General features: G+C 55.5%; 17 protein-coding genes. 2 read left to right on the forward strand and 15 right to left on the reverse strand.

Features of this window, described 5'->3' with window-relative positions; translation table 11 throughout:
* Positions 1–41: 41 nt before the first annotated feature.
* Together RHM58_RS26795 and RHM58_RS34150 are read left to right on the forward strand one after the other, a co-directional pair.
* Positions 42–260, forward strand: a complete 219-nt coding sequence (locus tag RHM58_RS26795) for a hypothetical protein (protein WP_201256554.1) — start codon at positions 42–44, stop codon at positions 258–260.
* A 1200-nt stretch (positions 261–1460) separates the two neighbouring features.
* Positions 1461–1796: a tyrosine-type recombinase/integrase gene (locus RHM58_RS34150; protein WP_416195275.1), complete on the forward strand. Its 336-nt coding sequence runs from the start codon at positions 1461–1463 to the stop codon at positions 1794–1796.
* A gap of 489 nt (positions 1797–2285) precedes the next feature.
* Here the strand turns inward: RHM58_RS34150 and RHM58_RS26805 are convergent, their stop codons facing one another.
* From RHM58_RS26805 to RHM58_RS26875, 15 genes are all read right to left on the reverse strand, one after another.
* Positions 2286–2615, reverse strand: coding sequence for a GIY-YIG nuclease family protein (locus tag RHM58_RS26805; protein WP_322268695.1), 330 nt, complete (start codon positions 2613–2615; stop codon positions 2286–2288).
* A 476-nt stretch (positions 2616–3091) separates the two neighbouring features.
* Positions 3092–4528, reverse strand: a complete 1437-nt coding sequence (locus tag RHM58_RS26810; protein ID WP_322268696.1) for an IS1182 family transposase — start codon at positions 4526–4528, stop codon at positions 3092–3094.
* Positions 4529–4685: 157 nt separating this feature from the next.
* Positions 4686–5315, reverse strand: a complete 630-nt coding sequence (locus tag RHM58_RS26815) for a LysE family translocator (protein WP_322268697.1) — start codon at positions 5313–5315, stop codon at positions 4686–4688.
* Positions 5316–5905: 590 nt separating this feature from the next.
* Positions 5906–6415 (reverse strand): hypothetical protein, encoded by a 510-nt coding sequence (locus RHM58_RS26820; protein ID WP_322268698.1) that lies wholly within the window; start codon positions 6413–6415, stop codon positions 5906–5908.
* A gap of 552 nt (positions 6416–6967) precedes the next feature.
* Positions 6968–8293 (reverse strand): TolC family protein, encoded by a 1326-nt coding sequence (locus RHM58_RS26825; RefSeq protein WP_322268699.1) that lies wholly within the window; start codon positions 8291–8293, stop codon positions 6968–6970.
* 342 nt (positions 8294–8635) lie between these two features.
* Entirely contained in the window at positions 8636–12988 is a 4353-nt protein-coding gene (locus tag RHM58_RS26830; protein WP_322270908.1) for a beta strand repeat-containing protein, read from the reverse strand.
* Between the two features lie 971 nt (positions 12989–13959).
* Complete coding sequence (locus RHM58_RS26835; protein ID WP_322268700.1) at positions 13960–14301, reverse strand: hypothetical protein; 342 nt, start codon at positions 14299–14301, stop codon at positions 13960–13962.
* The gene (locus tag RHM58_RS26840; RefSeq protein ID WP_322268701.1) at positions 14298–14477 is read right to left on the reverse strand and encodes a hypothetical protein; all 180 of its coding nucleotides are present in this window, start codon (positions 14475–14477) and stop codon (positions 14298–14300) included. Before RHM58_RS26840 ends, RHM58_RS26835 begins: the two co-directional genes overlap by 4 nt.
* Before the next feature lie 120 nt (positions 14478–14597).
* Positions 14598–15419: a hypothetical protein gene (locus RHM58_RS26845; protein WP_322268702.1), complete on the reverse strand. Its 822-nt coding sequence runs from the start codon at positions 15417–15419 to the stop codon at positions 14598–14600.
* A gap of 101 nt (positions 15420–15520) precedes the next feature.
* Complete coding sequence (locus RHM58_RS26850) at positions 15521–15946, reverse strand: HlyD family efflux transporter periplasmic adaptor subunit (RefSeq protein WP_322268703.1); 426 nt, start codon at positions 15944–15946, stop codon at positions 15521–15523.
* The gene (locus RHM58_RS26855; RefSeq protein WP_322268704.1) at positions 15883–16941 is read right to left on the reverse strand and encodes a biotin/lipoyl-binding protein; all 1059 of its coding nucleotides are present in this window, start codon (positions 16939–16941) and stop codon (positions 15883–15885) included. The genes RHM58_RS26850 and RHM58_RS26855 overlap by 64 nt, the downstream gene beginning before the upstream one ends.
* Positions 16928–19105, reverse strand: coding sequence for a type I secretion system permease/ATPase (locus tag RHM58_RS26860; protein ID WP_322268705.1), 2178 nt, complete (start codon positions 19103–19105; stop codon positions 16928–16930). The genes RHM58_RS26855 and RHM58_RS26860 overlap by 14 nt, the downstream gene beginning before the upstream one ends.
* 668 nt (positions 19106–19773) lie before the next feature.
* On the reverse strand, positions 19774–20316 hold the full coding sequence (locus RHM58_RS26865) for a lysis protein (RefSeq protein WP_322268706.1): 543 nt from the start codon (positions 20314–20316) through the stop codon (positions 19774–19776).
* Complete coding sequence (locus RHM58_RS26870) at positions 20298–20861, reverse strand: glycoside hydrolase family 19 protein (protein ID WP_322268707.1); 564 nt, start codon at positions 20859–20861, stop codon at positions 20298–20300. The genes RHM58_RS26865 and RHM58_RS26870 overlap by 19 nt, the downstream gene beginning before the upstream one ends.
* 49 nt (positions 20862–20910) lie before the next feature.
* Positions 20911–21957 carry a phage late control D family protein gene (locus RHM58_RS26875; RefSeq protein WP_322268708.1) on the reverse strand — a complete coding sequence of 349 codons (1047 nt, stop codon included), beginning with the start codon at positions 21955–21957 and terminating at the stop codon, positions 20911–20913.
* Positions 21958–22021: the final 64 nt, after the last annotated feature.

Genomic DNA, 22021 nt, shown 5'->3' on the forward strand with positions numbered 1-22021 from the left:
GACCAATGGTTAAGCTTTGAACTCCATGCATGGAGGCATTTATGAAGTACACAACGATTCTTTTGATTGCCGCTTTGATCGGCGGCTGCTCCTCATACAGCGAGCGCGGCACCGGTGAAGGCGGAAGGGAAATCAACAACAAGGGCTACACCGTCCGCTGTGATGCGACACCAGCCAATCAGCCAGGCTGCTACACGCCCCCTCCGTCGTGGTCCTGGTGGCCTTCAAACAACATCAAATTTAAATTAGGGGCAAACTGAATCAGCTCCGCACCCTGCCCGTCAGGACCTCTCGCTGAGCAAAATAAAATAGCCGCTTGAGCATTTATTTTTAGAAAAATTGCCGAATTTGGATCACTGCCTACCCACTATTACCAGTAGAGCCTGCAATGTCGCTGGTTCTATTGATCATAGGAAACCATTCAGTACATCTGCCTTTACGCAATGACCATCACCATCATGTTCCACGGCTAGCGTTAACTGGCGAGCCCATCGCGGCTCGCCTTCTCTCTCCCCTTGATCACTCATCGCCCGGGCATGACCCGGCACAGGACGGCCCATGTGATACCGAGCCATCACTGCGATGTAGCTGGCACTACGGCGGGTCGAAATAAGAAGCCCACCTATTACGAAGTTATTGGTTTACCAGAGCGACTCGGCAAGCGGTTAGATTGCTCTTTAGTGACACGATGCAATAAAGAAACGTTGTAGTCGTAGGTCGATATCAACGGCACGGGTCCCTCGTGCCGAGCCATCTCAAGCCATTGCCTTGCTCGTTCAACGTCAAAGAATTCGTTCTTGAACTTCATCTTCGCAACAAGGTTCGCAGAGACCCTAAAGTGTCCACACCCAGCCGAGCATCTGATCTCTGACCAGCTACCAGTGATGTGGGCGGTTTTAGAGGCAGCCTGGCAAATTAAGCATTGCATGTTCGATCTCCTTTTCGATGACCTAACTACTGTAGCCGATCACCGGCCAAGGCTCTTCCCATGCCCAAGGAAAACGAAATCACTGATCCGCGGAAGATTGAGCGGTAGACCATCACGAATCTAGTCATCACCGGCGCGCCACTGCTCGAGCAGATCACCGTAATCCTCGAGGACTTGGGCGGCGCGACAGCCCTACCGGGTCCAACCCGAACTACCAAACGGACCAGGTTCGGCTGGTCGGCAACAGCGCCTGCCCTGACGAAGCGCAAGCCTGGGTTCGGGTAAACGCTGCTGACATCACCGACCTTTACCAGCGTCTTGGGGAGTACGCGCAGGCGTGGTGTTGAGCGGAAGGGAGATTGAGGAAGGTACGCACTTCAATTACAAGAGCGCGCTGAACCTGTGCTGGATGCCGCACCTAGCACTGACTGCCTGAGCACGATCATCACAATGATGCTTCGCAGGATCATCGGCGAAATTGACTGGCCTTCACCAGGTGTGAGGCGCAATGCCATGGTCAGGCTTGGCACCATTGATCGATGATGCTGCGCGTGAGGAGCTCATCGTAAAGCGGGATCTACGCGGCCTTTTTGAGTTTGCGTTCTTCACCGGCATGCGCCCCCAGGAAATTATTGCGCTGCGCTGGGATACCGTGGATTTGGAGAAGCGCCAGGCGCACGTCTGCCGCGCCGTAGCCCAAGGGGTGATCAAAGAGCGCACCAAAACGAAGAAGAATCGGCATGTCCTGCTCAATGGTCGTGCATTACACGTCCTTGAATTCGCGGCTCAGTACGTGAAACGGCGCAAAGTCGGGACCGGTTCTATCAAGGAATTCCCCTACGTTTTCCCGCCCTCCAAGATGAGCTAGTACATCCGACAGACCTCAGACCTGCACAAACGCCTTAGAAAGGCTGGAGACACGTTATCGGCCGCCGTACAACTGCCGTCATACTTATGCGACAATATGCATAATGTCTGGCATGAATCCCGCCTTTATTGCCCAACAGCTTGGACACAGCGTCCAGATGCTGCTCTCGACTTATGCGCGCTGGTTGAACTCAAGCGGCGACTGGGGAGAGATGGATAAACTCCAAAATGCCCCAGGAATGGCCCAAGCGCCAAATGCGCGGCCCGCAACCCATTGATAGGTAAAGTAATTGATCTCCACAGCTAACATCACGATGCGATCTTAATGGCGTTTCGGTGTTGCTTGAAGCTTAGAAAAATCAAGGATTTAGATCGCTTCAGAGCGCATAAAAACACCCAAAAATGCTTCGATTGGTATCAGAATTGGTATCAAAATCACCCCATTTAGAGGGGCGGGCTCAGGCCTCTCAAAACTGACGAATAGATTCTCTCAATTAACATTAGAAACCTGCTCAATATAATTAACAAGATCATTGGTTATATTGAACCACTCGCCATGGATACGCGCACCTGAAAACCTGGCCTGTATTTCTGCTTCTTTTCGTTTCGCCAGAATTGAAAATTCAACTCTTCCGAGTGTATCAAGCCCGGTCAACTTCCGTAAATCTATGGCGCCGACCAGCCTCAATTTTAGGTGATTTGCAGTTTGCAATTTAAGAATACGCTTCGCTAGCGGTTCTATTTTTGAACCTATTTTTATAGCCAGATCATCTCCAGCCTGAATGAAATAGACGTACCCCGTAACGTAATACTCTTCCATAAATACACCAAACTATAACTGACACCTAACTAATAACAAAAATACTACAGTGAAGAAAATATTCTTACCACCTGCTCTCCGGCGACTTTCTGTATGGCACGACCAGTTAGTCGGGATCGGTCGATCAATCGTGACAGAAAAAAGAGGGGGACCAGTCGTTCAAACCTGTCTAGAAAAGGCGTCTCGACCCACTGTACGATTGTAGGATCGCCTTAGGCGATCCTAATAATGGGCAGTCTAAAGTATGCTGAGAGGCACCAATCGGCCATAAGCAGTCATTCGTGAGTGGTCGTTTTCGACCCAGGCTGTGTGAAAACGCACTGAACACATCGAAAGTTGAGAACTACGGGCGTTGTCTGCGAAACCAGCAGACGGAAGCGCGAATTGCCCTAGTCAGCTACATAGACGTTCGTAATGCCGTTTGGACCGCGTCAGCGGCCCAAACGGCTACTAACGGGCGAGCCAAGCGGCTGGATTCACGCCCTGATCGCCTCAAGCAGTCCTGCGATGCCGAAGATGCTCATCATTCGTTTGAGGTTGTAGGCGAGCACATGAAGGCTCATCTCAGTACTTACCCGCGGTAGTGTTTTGGTCAGGAAGTGGGTGGCTCCCATCCAATATTTGAGCGTTCCAAAAGGATGCTCAACAGTCTGGCGGCGAACCTTCATCTTCCCCGGGTCATGCTCCAATCGAACCTGCATCGCATCAACTACCGCTTCATGTTCCCAGCGCTTAACCCGACGCTCCTTACCCGTCGTGCATTGCTTTTGCATTGAGCAGGACTGGCAGCCCGAGAAGTAATAACAATGCAATAACATGCCGTCTTCCGTCGACGAATGTCGCCTGGTTAGTAACTGCCCCGCAGGGCATCGATACTCGTCCGACGCCGCAAGATAGATGAAATCCTGCTTGCCGAATCTGCCTTCCGCTTTGCTGCCAGATGTGAGGGGTTTCGGTACGAAGGTAGTGATGCCGGCTTGCTCGCAAGCAAGGATTTCCAGACCTTTGTAATAGCCTCGATCAGCCACCACCGTTAGCGATTCAGCTCCAATTTCTTCACGCGCTTGGTTCGCCATATTGCTCAGCTGCCCGCGATCATTGCCAACGTTGGTCACCTCATGGGCAATGATCAAATGGTGTTTGTCATCGACAGCGGTTTGCACGTTGTAGCCAACCGTCCCGGTGCCTCGACCGCTCGTGGCCATTGAGCGTGCATCTGGGTCTGTGAGGGAAATCTGCTGGTCTGGACTTTCGTGGAGCTGTGCCTCGACTTCCTTGAGTTTCTGCATCTGCTTTTTTAGTGTTTCTATCTTTTCTTTCAGCCGCTCTCCTTTGGCCTCGGCCACTTCGGGCGTTGCCCGATCCGCCGAATCCATCGCCGCCAGATAGCGATCAATGCTCTGCTCGATCTGCTGCATGCGTGCCTTCACCTTGCCCTGAGTGAAGTTGCGATCGCGATTATTGACGGCTTTGAATTTGCTGCCGTCGATGGCGATGATCGACTGAGAGAAGAGATTGAGGTTGCGGCAAAGAACTACAAACTGGCGGCATACGCTGCGAATGGCTTTGCCGTTGTCTTTGCGAAAGTCGGCAATGGTTTTGAAGTCCGGAGCCAAACGCCCCGTTAACCACATCAACTCGACGTTGCGCTCGGTCTCACGCTCAAGCCGGCGGCTGGACTGAATTCGATTGAGGTAGCCGTAGATATAGATCTTCAGCAACACCGCTGGGTGATAGGCCGGACGACCAGTTGCGGCAGGATCGACGCCCTCAAAACCAAGTGCGCCCAGGTCGAGTTCATCGACGAAAACATCGACCACGCGCACTGGATTTTCTTCGGCTACGTAATCGTCCAGACACGCCGGCAGCAAGGTGACTTGCGTCCGAGCCTCACCTTCAATAAATCGTTTCATGATCGCCCCCGCTACGATCTCGACGATCAGAAGATTAGACAATTGCGGGAGTTTTCACACAGCCTGGACCCATAGTGGACATCTCGTCTAGGTCACGGTATTCGACGGTGCGGATAGGCAAGGAAAATATTTTGCCAAATCGGTGTGACTCGACCCTTTAAAGCGGCCGGTTGAGCAGCAGTAAACGTGCCGCCAGAGCTGTCATTACCGCAGCGAAGCCATAAGCACCAAGGCGTTTAGATATCATGCCTTTGCTGAGGCGCCCATGCAGCCGTCCGGCGCAAAATCCGAGCAGGGAATGGAAGATCAATGCGATCAGCGCAAGCAACAAACCTAAGAACATCAATTGCGAGGTGACGCTGCTGGCACCTACGCTGACGAACTGCGGCAGGAATACCATGAAGAACAACAGCGCCTTAGGGTTTAACAGACTGTTGAGCGTGGCTCGGGCAAGGATCTTCCGAAACGAAGCCTGTGTAGCTTGAGTATCAGTGTCCGCAGGAGGAGTCTTCAATGCCTGCCAGGCCAGCCACATCAGATAACAAGCCCCAGCCCACCGTAGCAAGTCAAACGCCGGCGCCCAACTCATCACCAGCGCACCGAGACCTGCGCTAACCATGACGGTCATCAGCACATCGGCCAGGGTTATTCCTAGTGCTGCGGCGAGGCCGGCGCGCCAGCCGTGGGCAACTGCATGGCTGCTGACGATAGCCATGTTAGGGCCAGGCACGATCAGCAACATCAAGGCGGCGGCAATAAATAGGTAGAGGTTAGTGGCGTCCGGCATAGAGCAATACTTCCTTGGATGAGGAGTAATGCTAACCGGTAGTAGTTAGGCAGAAGCAGATACAGTGGGGATGGATTTGGCCGCAACAGTCTGGCGTAGAGAGGAAAAATAATCCGTTCGACAGCATGGTGAAACAAGTTCGAGCGGCTGCTATTGGCCGATTCTTGCCTGTCGTCAAGGGCTGCATTCGGCCATAAGCCGTCATTCATGAACGACCGCTGCCAACCCAAATCGGACAGTCAGTTGCGGCAGAGATCGTCCGATAGCTTCCGCCCGCATCCCGCCTAAAGCACCCGCCGAATGTTGCTTCAGGTAGCACACGCGGTACGTCAGAATATTCGCGGCGTCTATGTCAGGGGGCCTGTTCTCACCGGGCATTGCATAACCCCTGGCGCTCGCCCCTATTTTCGTGCAGTCAGTGACTGCTAATTGGCACTCACGTATGACCACTGTCTATCTGGAGCCGCTGCGTTCCGCCGCCCAGCAGCTCTGTTACTGCAAGTATCCAGGGCCTGATTGCGATCGTACGTATCCCTGGTAGGTTTCCTAGGCTCTGTATGTAAATCCATTCCTGACCGCTGGCTCGGCGCTCAAAACCGGCCAAAATCGATATCAAGTGGCACGCTGGCTGCATAAAAACATGTCACAAGTAGCGCAGCTACAACTACCCAACGAAAGCCTTTAATTGCTGCGATGGATTGCCGGTATTTTTTCCAATAAAGCCACGTCCAGTGCGCGACCACCGCAAGGTACGGTGAAAAAACTCCGAACAACATCGGCCTTTGCCAGACGTTTTCCTTCCACAACACCATGAACAAAATGGCAACGAGACTGCCGGCGATACCCAGCCAGGTATTCAGCCCAACCCGGACCTGCGCGTCCCTGAAGTGTTTGAACAGACGAACCAGCCCGAGCAAACCCCACCACTGGAACAACGGGATGAGCAACAGTATCAATAGTGACACTGAGCCTAAGGCAAATAGTGCAATTAGGGGAACGTAGCGGAAGGAAAAATAAGTATAAACGCACATCGCCGGAAAGATGACGCAGTAGAGTTCCAGCTGTACCAGCCTGGTGTGAAAGCGGAGAAATCGATCCATGTACGCCTCCCTAAAGTCGAAGTTGCCCGCCGAGAGGGCCAGCGCAGCGTAGTGGAGGTGGCTACGCGGAGCAACCAGGTGGTCTCTTGCTGGGCATGAGTTCATCATGCCATTCAGCGTCTGTTCAGTAAGATTGGTGCTTTGGAGTCGAATGTGATTTCTTACTGCCTATCGGCAGACTACGCCCACTCGTGCTGAGGGGCAGCTATGGGTCGAATACGGTCATTGGAAAACCAATTACAGGATAGGGATTCGAACCCCTTCGCGTGTCCCTGAGGACCGCTCCAGACCATCAAACTCGTCGCTTTCGTCCTCTGTCGGTGGCGTACCACGGTCTATGGCGGCCCTGAATTTGCCCTAATTTTGCCCTAAACCTTTTACCTAAGCAGAGCTTACCAGTGGCCGGAGCTTTGCCTGTCGCAGCCGATAGCCTAACAATTGTAATGAACAGCCACGAGCAGCCTTCCAAAGCTATCTAGAGAAGCGCGGGCGATTCACCTCTACAAACTCTCACTGAACAAAACCTACCAAAACGGATACTTCGAGCGGACCTCAAAGAGTCGGGTATAGACTCCTGACATCCAGACTCCCCAAACTCGACGCCAGTTGAATGCGTGCGTTCTGCCAGCCAGCCAGCGCGCTGATCTGCTGTTGCAGCGCGTTGGCCAATGCCGTCTGGGTCGTGATGACCTCAAGGATACCGGTCACACCCTTTGCATAGCGCGCTTGCGCGGCATCGAATGCCTGATGGGCACTGTCGAGAATTTGTTGGCTGGTGTGCACGTTTTCCGTGTCTACCGTCAATGTCTGGTAATCGGTCCAGACACTGGACGCTACTTGCAGTTCAGCATCGCTCAAGCTGGCTTCCTTGCCTTCGACCTGAGCCTGCGCGCCGCGCACTTGATAGGTTCGGGTAAACCCCTCAAAAAGCGGGATGTTGACTTGTAGCCCGACCGAGCGGTCCCGAACGGTCTCACCAAAATATTGCTGACCGGCGCCGGAGCTCTGGGGTTGATTATCGTAGTTGTATTTACCGACAAAGCTGATCGTCGGTCGGCCCTGCGCCCGGACGACTTCTTCGTTGGCTTGCGCTGCCGCCAGATCAGCTCGGGCAGCGATTAATGAAGGGTGTCGCTCCTGGGCGGTTTGCAGCAATTGATCGACGGACTGCACAAAGGACTGGGTGGGCAAGGTGACGCTGTCCGCGTCGACCAGATGCAGGGGTTGATTGGGACGTCGCCCCATGTCGATCGCCATCAAGCCAAGTGAAGACAGCCAATCGCCCTCGGCCTTGTGGCGATTGAAGGTTGCCTGAAAATACGACGTTTGCGCTTGCAACTGATCGCTGACGGCCGCCACGCCGTGCTGTACTCGTACCGTTGCCGCGTCCAATACACGCTTTGCATCTGCTTCAATGTCTCGCGTCGCCTGCATGTTTTTTTGCGCGACGAAGGCGGCGTAGTAGTCCTTGACCGTATTGGCAAACACCGTCTGCAATGCGCTGTCTTGTCCCGCCAGAGCGGATGCGAGCTTGCTCTTGGCGTAATGGACGCCTGCCGATCGGGCGCCGAAATCATAGAGCAGCCACGTCAGTGTCAATCCGGCGCTCTGGTAGCGGCTGCTGGATTGAACGTCGAACGGATCGGCGGCGGTTCCGCGACTGTTCGAATTATCTTTCGCTGCCTGCATCGTGCCATTCAACGTCGGCAGATAGGCGGCCTCGGATACACCGACCTGCGCAGCTTGCACTTTGACATTGGCCCAGGCGTCACGGGTTTTCGGGTTGTGGCACAACGCGCTGGAGACGATATCGAGTAACGTCAGATCGGTCTTTGCATCGCCCGCACATACGTCCCATGCAGACGACGGATCGAACATGTGATTGGCCGGCGTTGTGGATACACCACTCAACTGCCGCAACGGATCAGTTGGCCCTAATTCGAAAGCAAAACTTTGGCCCGCTCCCACAAAAAAATAATACCCACGACGCTACTACGTAGAGCCGCTCTATAAAAACTCACCATGCCTGCCCACTCACTCTTTAACTTCACACTCACAACGTGATTGATCTTTGAGATCGAGCCGACACCCTCGACTTCAATAATGGTCACGCCACGCACATTGAGTTCAGCCTTTTCCCAAACGCACGACATCCGCTGGCAATTCGCAGCGGATGTCGTGACAGCTATTACGTTTGTGAAAACTGCCTCACATCCTCAATCAGGCTGCACGCGATGAGGCAACGAGCGTGATATTGCTCGTCAACAAAGTGGCCGGCAGCAAGGCGGTATCGGCGACACCGGCATCCGCATTGAAGGTGGACATGGCCTGAATCAACTGGCTCACACCACTACTGCCAACTGGCGAGGTCGTCGCGCCAGAACCATAGAGCGAACCGATACCGACCAGGTCCGTGCTGTCCAGCGTCTGATTGCTGGAAGTGAGCTGGTAGTTCATTACCGAGTTTTGATCGGCGTTATCTCCCAGGCCCAGCGCATGACCAATCTCATGCAGCAACACTTGGGACAGCGTGGCGTCAGTACCCGCGTAGGTCTGCTGCCCATCGGCTCCTGTCGTCAGCGCATCCTGCGCCGAGTCCTCCACCCGAACGATGGCGTCGGGCGCTATCTGACTACCATTGGCTTGATAACTGGTGTAACCGATGACCGCGGTGGTCGCTGTGTTGAAATCCCCAAAACCCACCCGAATATCAGACTGCGCAGAATCGCTGACCTCCTCAAAGGTCAGCCCCGGCGTGGCGCTAGCCCAAGTGTCGAATGCCGCCTGTACGACTGATTCGTCGGCGCTCCCCATATAGCTACTGAACTGCGCGGCCTGGGTTCCCTGAGTGTTGGCAAGGCTCCAGGTAATGACCTGTTGGTCAAATTTGGCGCCGTCCAGAACAGCCGTTCCCGTACCGGCAGTGGGTGTCGAGTTCGCCACCTCGACGGCTTGCTGGAAGCCCTTTTCCGCCGCCGCGGCTGCCGCCAGATTGCCTTGACTCAGCTCGTACTCGGCGATGGAACCGATGTTGCTGCTGAGTGCAGCTGACACCGTGGATTGACTACCAGCAAAGCCGTCATCGCCGAAATCGGAGGGATCGGAGGGATCGGGGGAATCGGGGGAATCGGGAGAGCCGGGGGAATCGGGGAAATCGGGGAAATCGGGGAAATCGTCACTCGATGGGGGAATACCCAATGCGGCAGGTTCATGAGTGTCAGTGACGCCACCTTGTACCGAGTCACCTGTGTAATTGCCGCCGTAGTCATAATCGTGGTCGGATGCGTTGCCGCTAGTAGAGTCGTAAGTGCCTTCAAGGGCTGTTACGTCATTAGACGCTGCGTCAATAACATCGTGACTACCGATGACACTATCGGTGGTGTTGTTACCCAGATAGAGGGTGCCGTAGGACAGATCTGCCTGATCATTGCTGCCCGTTATGTGCAACGTACCTCCCGCTCCCAGGGAGGTGACGTCGTTACTGCCGTACTCGACGACAGAATCGTTCGAGCTACCGTTTAAAACATCGCCGGAGCCAGTCAAACCGCTGCCGGTCAGCGTTGTGTTCGCCCCCAGCCAAATGGTGCCGCTCGACAGATTGGCCTCTTCATTGGTGCCGGTCATGGCCAACGTGCTTCCCGATCCCAGGGACGTGACGTCGTTATTGCCGTTCTCGACGACGGAGTCGCTCGAGCTACCGTTCAGAACATCGTTGGAACCGCTTAAACCGGTGCCGGTCAAGGTCGTGTTCGCGCCCAGCCAAACGGTGCCGCTCGACAGATAGGCTTCTTCATTGGTCCCGGTCATGGCCAACGTACTTCCCGCCCCCAGGGACGTGATGTCGTTATTGCCGTTCTCGATGACGAAGTCGCTCGAGCTACCGTTTAGAACATCGTTGGAACCGCTTAAACCGGTGCCGGTCAACGTCGTGTTCGCACCCAGCCAAATGGTGCCGTTGGACAGGCTAGCTTCTTCGTTGGTGCCGGTCATGGCCAACGTGCTTCCCGCTCCCAGGGACGTGACGTCGTTATTGCCGTACTCGACAACGGAGTCGCTGGCACTGCCGCCCAGTGTGTCGTTGGAGCCGGTCAGCCCGGTGCCGGTCAACGTCGTGTTCGCCCCCAGCCAAACGGTGCCGTTCGACAGGTTCGCTTCTTCGTTGGTGCCGGTCATGGCCAACGTGCTTCCCGCTCCCAGGGACGTGACGTCGTTATTGCCGTACTCGACAACCGAGTCGCTGGCGCTGCCGCCGAGCGTGTCGTTGGAGCCGGTCAGCCCGGTGCCGGTCAGCGTCGTGTTCGCCCCCAGCCAAATGGTGCCGTTGGACAGGCTAGCTTCTTCGTTGGTGCCGGTCATGGCCAACGTACTTCCCGCGCCCAATGACGTGACGTCGTTATTGCCGTACTCGACAACCGAGTCGCTGGCGCTACCGCCCAGCGTGTCGTTGGAGCCGGTCAGCCCGGTGCCGGTCAGTGTCGTGTTCGCCCCCAGCCAAACGGTGCCGTTCGACAGATTGGCTTCTTCGTTGGTGCCGGTCATGGCCAACGTGCTTCCCAGCCCCAATGACGTAACGTCATTGTTGCCGTACTCGACGACCGAGTCACTGGCGCTACCGCCCAGCGTGTCGTGGGAGCCGGTCAGCCCGGTGCCGGTCAACGTCGTGTTCGCCCCCAGCCAAACGGTGCCGCTGGACAGGTTGGCTTCTTCGTTGGTGCCGGTCATGGCCAACGTGCTTCCCAGCCCCAATGACGTAACGTCATTGTTGCCGTACTCGACGACCGAGTCACTGGCACTGCCGCCCAGCGTGTCGTTGGAGCCGGTCAGCCCGGTGCCGGTCAGTGTCGTGTTGGCACCCAGCCAAACGGTACCGTTCGACAGATTGGCTTCTTCGTTGGTGCCGGTCATGGCCAACGTACTTCCCGCGCCCAATGACGTGACGTCGTTATTGCCGTACTCGACAACCGAGTCGCTGGCGCTACCGCCCAGCGTGTCGTTGGAGCCGGTCAAACCGCTGCCGGTCAGTGTCGTGTTCGCACCCAGCCAAACGGTGCCGTTCGACAGGTTCGCTTCTTCGTTGGTGCCGGTCATGGCCAGCGTGCTTCCCAGCCCCAATGACGTAACGTCATTGTTGCCGTACTCGACGACCGAGTCACTGGCGCTACCGCCCAGCGTGTCGTTGGAGCCGGTCAGCCCGGTGCCGGTCAGTGTCGTGTTGGCACCCAGCCAAACGGTGCCGTTCGACAGATTGGCTTCTTCGTTGGTGCCGGTCATGGCCAACGTGCTTCCCAGCCCCAATGACGTAACGTCATTGTTGCCGTACTCGACGACCGAGTCACTGGCGCTACCGCCCAGCGTGTCGTGGGAGCCGGTCAGCCCGGTGCCGGTCAGTGTCGTGTTCGCCCCCAGCCAAACGGTGCCGCTGGACAGGTTGGCTTCTTCGTTGGTGCCGGTCATGGCCAACGTGCTTCCCAGCCCCAATGACGTAACGTCATTGTTGCCGTACTCGACGACCGAGTCACTGGCACTGCCGCCCAGCGTGTCGTGGGAGCCGGTCAGCCCGGTGCCGGTCAACGTCGTGTTCGCCCCCAGCCAAACGGTGCCGTTGGACAGGTTGGCTTCTTCGTTGGTGCCGGTCATGGCCAACGTGCTTCCCAGCCCCAATGACGTAACGTCATTGTTGCCGTACTCGACGACCGAGTCACTGGCGCTACCGCCCAGCGTGTCGTGGGAGCCGGTCAGCCCGGTGCCGGTCAGTGTCGTGTTCGCCCCCAGCCAAACGGTGCCGCTGGACAGGTTGGCTTCTTCGTTGGTGCCGGTCATGGCCAACGTGCTTCCCAGCCCCAATGACGTAACGTCATTGTTGCCGTACTCGACGACCGAGTCACTGGCACTGCCGCCCAGCGTGTCGTTGGAGCCAGTCAAACCGGTGCCGGTCAAGGTCGTGTTCGCCCCCAGCCAAATGGTGCCGTTGGACAGATTGGCTTCTTCGTTGGTGCCGGTCATGGCCAACGTGCTTCCCAGCCCCAATGACGTAACGTCATTGTTGCCGTACTCGACGACCGAGTCACTGGCACTGCCGCCCAGCGTGTCGTTGGAGCCAGTCAAACCGGTGCCGGTCAAGGTCGTGTTCGCCCCCAGCCAAATGGTGCCGTTGGACAGATTGGCTTCTTCGTTGGTGCCGGTCATGGCCAACGTACTTCCCAATCCCAGTGACGTAACGTCATTGTTGCCGTACTCGACAACGGAGTCGCTGGCGCTGCCGCCGAGCGTGTCGTTGGAGCCGGTCAGCCCGGTGCCGGTCAGCGTCGTGTTCGCCCCCAGCCAAATGGTACCGTTCGACAGATTGGCTTCTTCGTTGGTGCCGGTCATGGCCAGCGTACTTCCTGATCCCAGCGTGACATTTTCTCCGCTGCCTTGGATGGTGACAGTGTTGTCAATGCCGCCAGCAACGTTGGTAGTACTGCCATCAATCGCAACACGATCTTCTACGCCCAGTGATACATAGCTGTTGGTAGCGTGAATGGTTATGTCGTCGTCTGCACTGGCGAGGACAACTTCGCCACTTTTCATCATCTTCACGACGTCCCAACTCGATCCGCTTGACAGATTGACTGCGGCGTTCACTTCGGCGGTGATATCATTGTTGGAGCCGCCAATTGTGGCAGTACTGCCAGCATCAACATTCACGGTTGCGTTATTAAGTGTGGCGGTCGCGCCTACACCATCCATCGTCGCGACGATGGCGCCCTGACCATTATTTTGAACTACAGTTGCGCCAGTATTACTAGCGTTCATGGTGATCGAAATACTAGGGTCGCCAGGTTGAGTGTTGTCCGTAATCGTAGTTGTCGTGTTCCCGGATGCATCCGTTGTATACATCCCTTGAAATGTGTCTTGCTCCGCCTTTAGATAGTTGGAAAGCTGATCCGGTGTTGTCGGAAGCATGCTACCGCTTGCAGGCGTCAATGTTTGGTCCGCCCCAAACAGTTCCGTATTAGTTGGTAATGACACGCCGGCAGCAGCTAACGCTGTATTGGCAACACTGTTGGAGTTTTGTGTTGCTGGAGAGTAAGTTAGATTCAATGGGACAACATTATTGTACGTGGAAACAATAGTTCCCCACTGCGCACTTAGGTCGGACCCAGTCGCTAAGACCTGCGAAGCATATACTGTTCCGGAGTTTTCATTTGCGACGCCGGTATTCGGATCAAGCTGAGGAACCACATCCACTCCTGCAGTTGTATCCTTCGGGATAAAACCTCCACTGCCTTCAACTTTTAGCGTCCCCCAAATCGATGGGGTATTCGTTCCTACAGAAGCGGCGGCCAGGACTATATTTTCTGCCTTTTGCACATCATTCAAACCTAGGCTACTGTTGGAAATAGTAGGTCCAGCAGATATGTAATACGACCCGTTCGGGGTTGTGTATACGAGCGTCTCATGGTAAGTCATTGTGCCAGTGAGTGGGAGTGCCGCGACCGGAACAAACACTGCTGATATAGACGAAGTTGAGTCAGGCAAAGTACTGTCCCTTTAGTCAAGAGTTACAGGTTGGTTGTTCTTACAAAACAAGCAATAATTTGCCCGATTTTCCGAGGAGTCACACTTGCTTCCTGAGGTCTAAAGATAACTACAAATATAGAATTCGACACCAATGATCTGTCAAGAGCAAATCCACCACCGACGTCATTTCTGTCAGGGCTATTTTCTGGAAGCCCACGATTGTAGCTTGGAACTAAAATCATGCCGTGAGGCTTTGACGGAAGAGCTCCGCCCGCAACCAACATCACTTCAACATCAGAAAATAACGTACCAACCGGAAAGTATTTTTTACACACCTCAGTCAAATCATAAACTCGTTGCGCACTCACTTTACTCATTTTCAAAAAGTGCTATCCACTTCAGCTCTGAATTGCCGGCCACTTATTTGAAGCTCGCTGCTCCCCGTGTCTACAGGAATATCATCTTTCCTAAATTTATAAAAAATCAAAACACCAAGGACAATCAGTGCAATTAGCAGCAGGCCATAACGACTACGCATAAAACTACCGCCACTCTTCATTGCCCTTTTCTCCCATCTAAGATTTCAAAAACAACTACCCGATCTCAAACGAAAAAAGGGATTTTGTTTTTTCAGTACATCGTTCTAATTGATAAAGCCGCACCCTTTCGGACGACACACTCAAAAAGCGTAGCCAACCCCAATTTTTAAAGTCGTGTATTCGGTCTGGCTTTCTGGCTCCCATGCCACCCATCCGACTGCAACTCTGTGCGTAGCACTGCCACCATATTTAAAGGAGGTGTAATCGACACCCACATTTCCATGAAATTTTTTCGTGAACGCATAATCTGTAGATAAGCCGGCTTTATACAGATTGGAATTTCCGAGCGAACCAGTAAAGCCAAGAGAGCCATTCACATCAATGTCTGCTGCGAACGTGCGTCCAGCCAAGGCATTGGCGGTAAACACCAAACGGGAAAATGGCGAGTATTGGACAAGCGTGCCAGCACCATACCAGCTGTGGGTATAGGTTTCACCTGTATTGACACCGCGTTGCCATTCATGATGGCCAAGTTCGCCGTAAGGGGTGATCATGAACTCCCCGTCAATCGCAAAACCTTTTCCTAACCGCAGACTGTAGTCGGTAATGGTTGCGCTAGAGTCTGTAGTCACAGAACCAAAAGTTCCGCCTCGGTGTGAGCCCGTATATCCGGTATGTCCGTCGTTTTTACTGTACTGATATTGAAAATATTCGTTGTCCAGCCAGTCGTCCTTCATCATGGAAAAAGATAATGCAAAGCCGGGGACATTGCCGTTTTCCGTATCAAGCTTTCCGGTACGAGTGCCGAATCTACCATCGTTGGTTTCCTTATAATCGACTCTCGTGGAAATGGCCTGGATTTCAAGCTGATTATTCGATGCTTTTATATCATCTGTTCCGGCAAGTGCCGTTGTGCACAAAGCTGCAGCGGCTGCAAAAACTGCAATTTCATTGACTTTCAATCTGTTTCCCTCAATTTAAAAATTACAACAATCAACCGATTGCCAAGCTGCGATGAAGACCGCGCCTAGCTAGAGTTTTTCATATGTTTTCAGGCTACTGGTCATCGCTCCCTCAACGCCTCACTCTGATACTTCAACAACGGCGTCAACAAATACTCAATAATCCTTCTCTGCTCAGTCTTGATCTCCACCGAACTCGACATCCCCGGTTCCAACTGAACATCCTTACCATCCGCCACAATCACATGCGCACCGAGTTGAATCCTTGCCGGATAAACCAACCCCAACTTGTCATCCTTCACCGCATCCTGCGAAATCGACATGACCTTGCCCGGGATCGTGCCGTAGTGGGTATACGGAAAGGCATCCAGCTTGATTTCAGCATCCTGCCCCGGCCGAACAAAACCGATATCCCGGTTGAGAATCTGCGCTTCAATTTCCAGGCCGGCGTCATCCGGCACAATCACCAACAAGGCCTGCGCCGGGGTGACCACACCGCCAATCGTATGCACCGCCAGTTCCTGCACGGTCCCCCCACCGGCGCGGTCAAATGGGTCTGCCATTGCCGTTGCTGGGACTTGGTTTCATCGCCCTGGACCTGGGCCAACTGATGCTGCGCCTGGTTGAGCGCATCGAGTTGTTCACGGCGAAATTGCGCAATGGCGGTATCGATATCGTCACGCTGCTCCTGAATCGTCGCCTGCAATTCCTTGGCGTAACTCTGCTGCCCAGCCAACTCCTGCTCTTGCTGAATCCGCGCCTGCTCCTTTTCCAGATAGGCATGGCGCGGTACGTAGCTTTGCTGGAGCAAGGTCTGGTAGTCCTCCTCTTCCGCGCGGGTCATCGGCAAGGTCTGCTGCAGGCTGCTGATTTTGTGCTGGGTGGTTTGCAGTTCCTGCACGCGTTTTTGCAACTCCGAGCGCAAGCTGGTGAGTTTGCTGCGGTGTTCGTAGAAGGCGCCTTCGGCGAAGCGTTGGGTATCTCGTTGTCGATCCTCGGTAGCGTCCGGCACCGGTTGGACGGTCGGTGTCCGATTGACGGTTTGCGCATCGAGCAGGGCTTGGGCGCGGTTGATCGTCAACATTGCATCGACCCGCGCCGTCCTCGATTTACCGACATCCGCCGTGGCCTCGGTCGGGTCCAGCTCGATCAGGGCCTGGCCTTGGGTCACGTGCTGGCCGTTGTCGACCAGGATCGCCTTGACGATGCCGGCTTCCAGCGGTTGGATCGTTTTGCTTTTGCCGTTGGGGACGACCTTGCCCTCCGCCACCGCAACCACGTCGAGTTTGCCGACAGTCGACCAGACCAGGGCAATGGCGAACAACAGCATCAGCGCCCACATCAAGCCGCGACCGACCGGGGACACGGGCGTTTCCAGTACCTCCAGCGCCGCCGGCAAAAACTCGACTTCGTCACGCTGGCGTTGCAGGGGATTGCCTTGGGCTTTTTCAGCATCGAGTGCCGCGCGGGCAATGTCGCGGTAATGCTGCAGCCGTGGGAACCATCGATTAAGCAGCGACATGCAGGTGCCCTGTCTGATGACGCCACAGCGAGGCGTAACGACCGTCTTGTTGCAGCAGCTCGTCGTGGCTGCCTTCTTCGACGATGAGGCCTTTCTCGACCGTGATGATCCGTTGGGCAATTCTGACCGCCGACAACCGGTGAGCGATGATGAACACCGTACGATCCTTGCAGATCTTGTGCATGTTGCCGTGAATGATCGATTCCGATTCGGCATCCAGCGCCGAAGTGGCTTCGTCGAAGATCAGGATTTTCGGATTGGTCACCAGTGCCCGCGCGATGGCGATGCGTTGCCGCTGACCACCGGACAAACCATTGCCGCGCTCCCCCAGTTCGGTGTCGTAACCTTGCGGCAGTTCCAGGATGAACTCGTGGGCACCGGCCAGTTCTGCGGCTTCGACCACCTGATCAAAGTGCATGCCCGGCGAAGCGAAGGCGATGTTGTCGCGCACCGTGCCTTTGAACAGCATGTTCTCTTGCAACACCACACCGATCTGCCGCCGCAGCGACGCGGGATCGAGCACCGACAAATCCATGCCGTCGATCAGTACCCGTCCGCGCTCGGGTGAATAGAGGCGCTGGATCAATTTGGTCAGGGTACTTTTGCCAGAACCGGAGGGGCCGACGATGCCGATGACGGCGCCGGCTGCGGCGGTCAATGACAAACCGCGCAGAATCTCCGGACCGTCGGCGCGGTAGCGAAACACCACCCGATCGAACACCACTTCACCCTTGACCGGCGGCATTGAAGCTTGCCCGGCAGAGACGCCGGATTCCGCGCGGTTGTCGAGGATGTCGCCCAAGCGGTCCATCGACAGCCGCACTTGCTGAAAGTCTTGCCACAGTTGCGCCAGACGCAAGACCGGGCCGCTGACCCGACCGGAGAGCATATTGAAGGCAATCAGTTCGCCCACCGAAAGGTCGCCACCGATGACCAGCCTGGCGCCAAACCACAACAAGGCCGCGGTGGTGAGCTTACTGATCAGGGACGCCACTTGATTGGCCGAACTGGAAAGGCTGGAAGCCTTGAAGGCGCTGGACACGTAGCCGGCCAACTGTTCTTCCCAGCGACGCTGCATCAAGGGTTCGACGGCCATCGACTTGATGGTTTCGATGCCGGTCACCGACTCCACCAGGAACGATTGGTTTTCCGAGCTACGGCGAAATTTTTCATCGAGTCGGGCCTTGAGCACTGGCGTCACGATGACCGACAAGGCGATGTAGCACGGCAACGAGATAAACACGATCAAGGTCAGCATGGGCGAATAGGTCAACATCACCGCGAAGAACACCAGGGTGAAAAACATATCCATCGCCACGGTCAACGCGTTACCGGTGAGGAAGTTGCGGATATTTTCCAGCTCGCGCACCCGCGCCACACTGTCGCCCACTCGCCGCGCCTGGAAATACGCCAGCGGCAGCCCCAGCAAGTGATTGAACAGGCGCGCACCCAGTTCGACATCGACCCGGTTGGTGGTATGGCTGAACACGTAAGTGCGCAATCCACCCAGTAATGCTTCGAACACGGAGATGGTAATCAGGCCGAACGCCAATACATCCAGAGTCGACATTGATTTGTGCACCAGCACTTTATCAATCACGACCTGCATAAATAACGGCGAAACCAAACCGAATAGTTGCAGGAAAAACGAGCCAGCCAACACTTCCAGAAATTGTTTGCGATATTTGACAATCGACGGAATGAACCACGACATATCAAACTTGCCGCCGCCTTGTGCCAGGATGGCGCGGGAAGTAATCAGGATTAAACGACCGGACCAGATTTGTTCAAACTCGGCCAAGGTGAGTTGAAAGGTGCGCTGTTGCACTTCATCGTGCAGCAAGACGTTGTCGTTCGCACACTTGGCCACGACCAGAAAGCGTCCGTCCCGAAGTTCGGCGATAGCGGGAAGCGGCGTCTGCGCAATGCGGCTGATGTGGCTGGTGGTAGAGCGGGCCTTGAGCGCGACCTGCCGGGCCAGACGCACCAACGTCAAGGCATCGATAGGCCGGGACAGCCCTGACAGGTGTTTGAGGCGGTCGGCGCTGATGGCGACGCCGGACAACTGGGCAATGACGACGAGTGATGCAATACCACTGTCTTCACTTCCATTGTGTTGTGGCGTTTCGGGCGAAACGCTGGTCCTTGCGTTAGGGTCAGGCATAGCAACTCAACGGCATTAACGAATGATGAAAGCGCGTCGTGCTTACATCAAGCGCGTCGAACCAATCTTAAGCGGGCGAATACATTTAAAAAGCGTTGCCACTAAACGAGCGACTTGTCAGACATCAAGAACTTGATACTTGCCCAAACAAAATACCAAAGTGCCATTATAGGCTAGCATCTATTACCGCCGCCAAAAAGCGTTGTTTTCTGGCCAGAAATGCTAGGTTGCAGCCATTGCAGCCAATAATTTCAGCATCTAAATTGTATCAAAAATCAAACAATAAATTGACTCAGATAATTTGTAGATCACCCTATAGACCATACAAATCAATGATTTGGCCGATCGCCGACTTAACCTCAAACTGCATAGTCGTGTAACAACAACTGTACAATTAGAGGGTAAGATCCTACTTACTACACAAATAACAACACCTCTCAGGCAAGAAAAACGTCAATCTCTCTCCGATCCAACCCCATCAACTTCAACTCCGTTCAGCGTTCGTTCAACATGTCACCGGACCTCCCCCGGATCATGGCGAGCCGTTTCTCGGCAGGCTTGATCCAGCCTTTGCTTGACGACTGCTTCGCAATCACAAATCGCCGTTGATGTCGTTGAGGACGTCGACCGGTGCGGCTTGGCGAGTATCCAATTCCGGCCGCTCTTTTTTACTTCGGTGTTGACACTTCTTTGGCGTAGGCCTGACAGGCCGCCAGCGCGATCAGTCCTTGATCGCCGGCATCAGTGATGCCGATAATTCGTTGAGCATGCGCTGGGTCAAGTTGGGCTCTTGTGGGGCCATGAACCACGCCGCCGGTGGCGGTGGTGGCTGACACTGAGTCATTGCCGGCGACAGCGGTGGCGTCGAGTAGGACTGACAGGCGCAGATCAGCAGTGGCAAGGCGGTCGCGCAGGCGACCTTGATCACGTTGGGCATCGCTCAAGACTCGGTAATGGTTTTGTTCACTGGCAGAAAGCCGTTGCTCCAGCGCCAGGCGTTTGTCTTGCTCAGCTTGTTGCTGGGCGGCGGCCGCTAGCGTTTGTTGAGTGAGGGCTTCCGCCTGCAGGCGCGCTTGTTGTTCAAGCTGCAAGCCGTAGCGCCAGTCCTGGATCTGCCAGGCGAGCGCGGCAGATCCACCGGCCAACGCGGCCAGCAGCACACCATTGGCCAGCAACCGATACGGCGCAGGAATCAGGTCGACGAGACGCATAGCACTGCCCTCGCCCGGCCCCACAACTCCAGTCGATCCGCCAGACCGTTGAGGCCGCCGTTAATCTTGCGGGTGATCGCCTCGAACTCGTCCCGATCCGCCAGCGCGTTCAGCTCGCGAACCCACCAGAACCACGCGGCCGACTCGGCAGCCCATTGCGGTAGCTCGAGCAGCTCAGGGGTGCGCAGCAAGCGCTCGTCGCCGAACAAGGCCAGGCTGCAGCGCAGGTAGTTGTTGCGGCCGGTCACCTGGATCAGACCACGACCGCGATAACGCTGACCATCGCCGTCCGGCTCCGGGGTGTTGCCCAGTTTCTGAGCCAGGTTGCCGGTGTCGTATTTGCTCAGGTACTGATCGCCGCCCAGCTCGCGGACGTACTGCAGCTGACCCGACTCGTGACCGAGCTGCGCCAGGAACGCAGCCTGACGTTTCGGTGTGTTGATCTGCCGATGGGCCATCGCCGTGTTCAGGGCAGATACAAAAACGCCCGCTTGGCGGCGGGCGTTTGGCATGATGCGTTGCAACTGTTGTTCCGTGACGGACATAAAAAACTCCAGACATAAAAAAACCGCACTCAGGCGGCGATGGGATGGGCTACAACCTCTCGATGCTCACGACCTTGAGCGGCTTCGTTTCTTTCTTTTTCTTACCTTTGGATTTGCCTTTCTTGCCGGCATTGCACTCGACCGTGGTCGACCAGCCGGACTGGGTGAACACCTGCTCGACCGAATCCGCCAGGTACTCGCCATCAAGGCCGACTTTGAAGCCCTGGGCATTGATCGGTCGCTCGGCGAAGATGTCTGTCCGGCCGGGCATCTCAAGACGCACGTCCGCAGTCGAGCGATTGAACGCCGTCAAGCGGGCTTTGGCAGCCGCCTCGGCGGCGGACTTGTTCGGATAGATGTGCCGGTCTGTATGCACGGCCGGCAGACCATCCGGCGCGTCGTCGTTGTTGATGGTGACTACCGCGAGCTTGCCGTTCTTCTTGTCCTGGTGTTTGGTGGACACTGCCTTGTGCGAGTTGCGATCCCCGAGGCTGAACTGCCAACGACTGAGGTCACTACGGGTCAGGGTGATCGCGCCGAACGTCTTGCCGCTGGCGGTCTGGCCACCTTGACGCGGCATCACCAACAGCTTGCCGTCAGCGACCTTGGCCGTGCAGTCGTACTGCTTGGCCAGGCGCGTGATGAAATTAAAATCGGACTCATTGAGCTGGTCCACCCGGGCGACCTTTGTCGCCACCGGACACACCGGCTGCCAGCCATTGCGCGCCGCGATGTCGGCCACGATCTTCGACAGCGGCACGTCCTCCCAGCTTCCGCTACGGATGGTCTTGCCGCTGCCGCGCATGTCGCTGGCCTTGCCCTTGATCACAATCGTGTCCGGCGGACCCGACACCTCGACCGTGTCCACTGCGTAACGCCCCAGACGCGCCAGTGACGTTTCGGCATAGCCCAGGTAAATCTCGATAGAACTGCCACGCCGAGGCAACTGCACCTGGCCGTCACGGTCATCAATGCGCAACTCAAATTCGTCGGACTCCATGCCCGGCTTGTCAGAGGTGCGCAGCAACAGCAGCCGATCATTGATCAGCGCCGTGATATCGGCGCCATCGGCCACGATTCGAAATATGGGGGTCATGGATTTTGTCCAAAAGAAACCCGCACAAGGCGGGTCAAAAAAAGTGTTGTTACGCGTAACGCAA

Source organism: Pseudomonas sp. 10S4, assembly GCF_034344865.1.
In the GTDB taxonomy this organism is placed as follows: Bacteria; Pseudomonadota; Gammaproteobacteria; order Pseudomonadales; family Pseudomonadaceae; genus Aquipseudomonas.

Coding starts and splice junctions, on each gene's coding strand:
- RHM58_RS26795 (WP_201256554.1), top strand. CDS start 42: ATGAAGTACACAACGATTCTTTTGATTGCCGCTTTGATCGGCGGCTGC.
- RHM58_RS26805 (WP_322268695.1), bottom strand. CDS start 2,615: ATGGAAGAGTATTACGTTACGGGGTACGTCTATTTCATTCAGGCTGGA.
- RHM58_RS26810 (WP_322268696.1), bottom strand. CDS start 4,528: ATGAAACGATTTATTGAAGGTGAGGCTCGGACGCAAGTCACCTTGCTG.
- RHM58_RS26815 (WP_322268697.1), bottom strand. CDS start 5,315: ATGCCGGACGCCACTAACCTCTACCTATTTATTGCCGCCGCCTTGATG.
- RHM58_RS26820 (WP_322268698.1), bottom strand. CDS start 6,415: ATGGATCGATTTCTCCGCTTTCACACCAGGCTGGTACAGCTGGAACTC.
- RHM58_RS26825 (WP_322268699.1), bottom strand. CDS start 8,293: ATGTTCGATCCGTCGTCTGCATGGGACGTATGTGCGGGCGATGCAAAG.
- RHM58_RS26830 (WP_322270908.1), bottom strand. CDS start 12,988: ATGATGAAAAGTGGCGAAGTTGTCCTCGCCAGTGCAGACGACGACATA.
- RHM58_RS26840 (WP_322268701.1), bottom strand. CDS start 14,477: ATGAAGAGTGGCGGTAGTTTTATGCGTAGTCGTTATGGCCTGCTGCTA.
- RHM58_RS26855 (WP_322268704.1), bottom strand. CDS start 16,941: ATGTCGCTGCTTAATCGATGGTTCCCACGGCTGCAGCATTACCGCGAC.
- RHM58_RS26860 (WP_322268705.1), bottom strand. CDS start 19,105: ATGCCTGACCCTAACGCAAGGACCAGCGTTTCGCCCGAAACGCCACAA.
- RHM58_RS26865 (WP_322268706.1), bottom strand. CDS start 20,316: ATGCGTCTCGTCGACCTGATTCCTGCGCCGTATCGGTTGCTGGCCAAT.
- RHM58_RS26870 (WP_322268707.1), bottom strand. CDS start 20,861: ATGTCCGTCACGGAACAACAGTTGCAACGCATCATGCCAAACGCCCGC.
- RHM58_RS26875 (WP_322268708.1), bottom strand. CDS start 21,957: ATGACCCCCATATTTCGAATCGTGGCCGATGGCGCCGATATCACGGCG.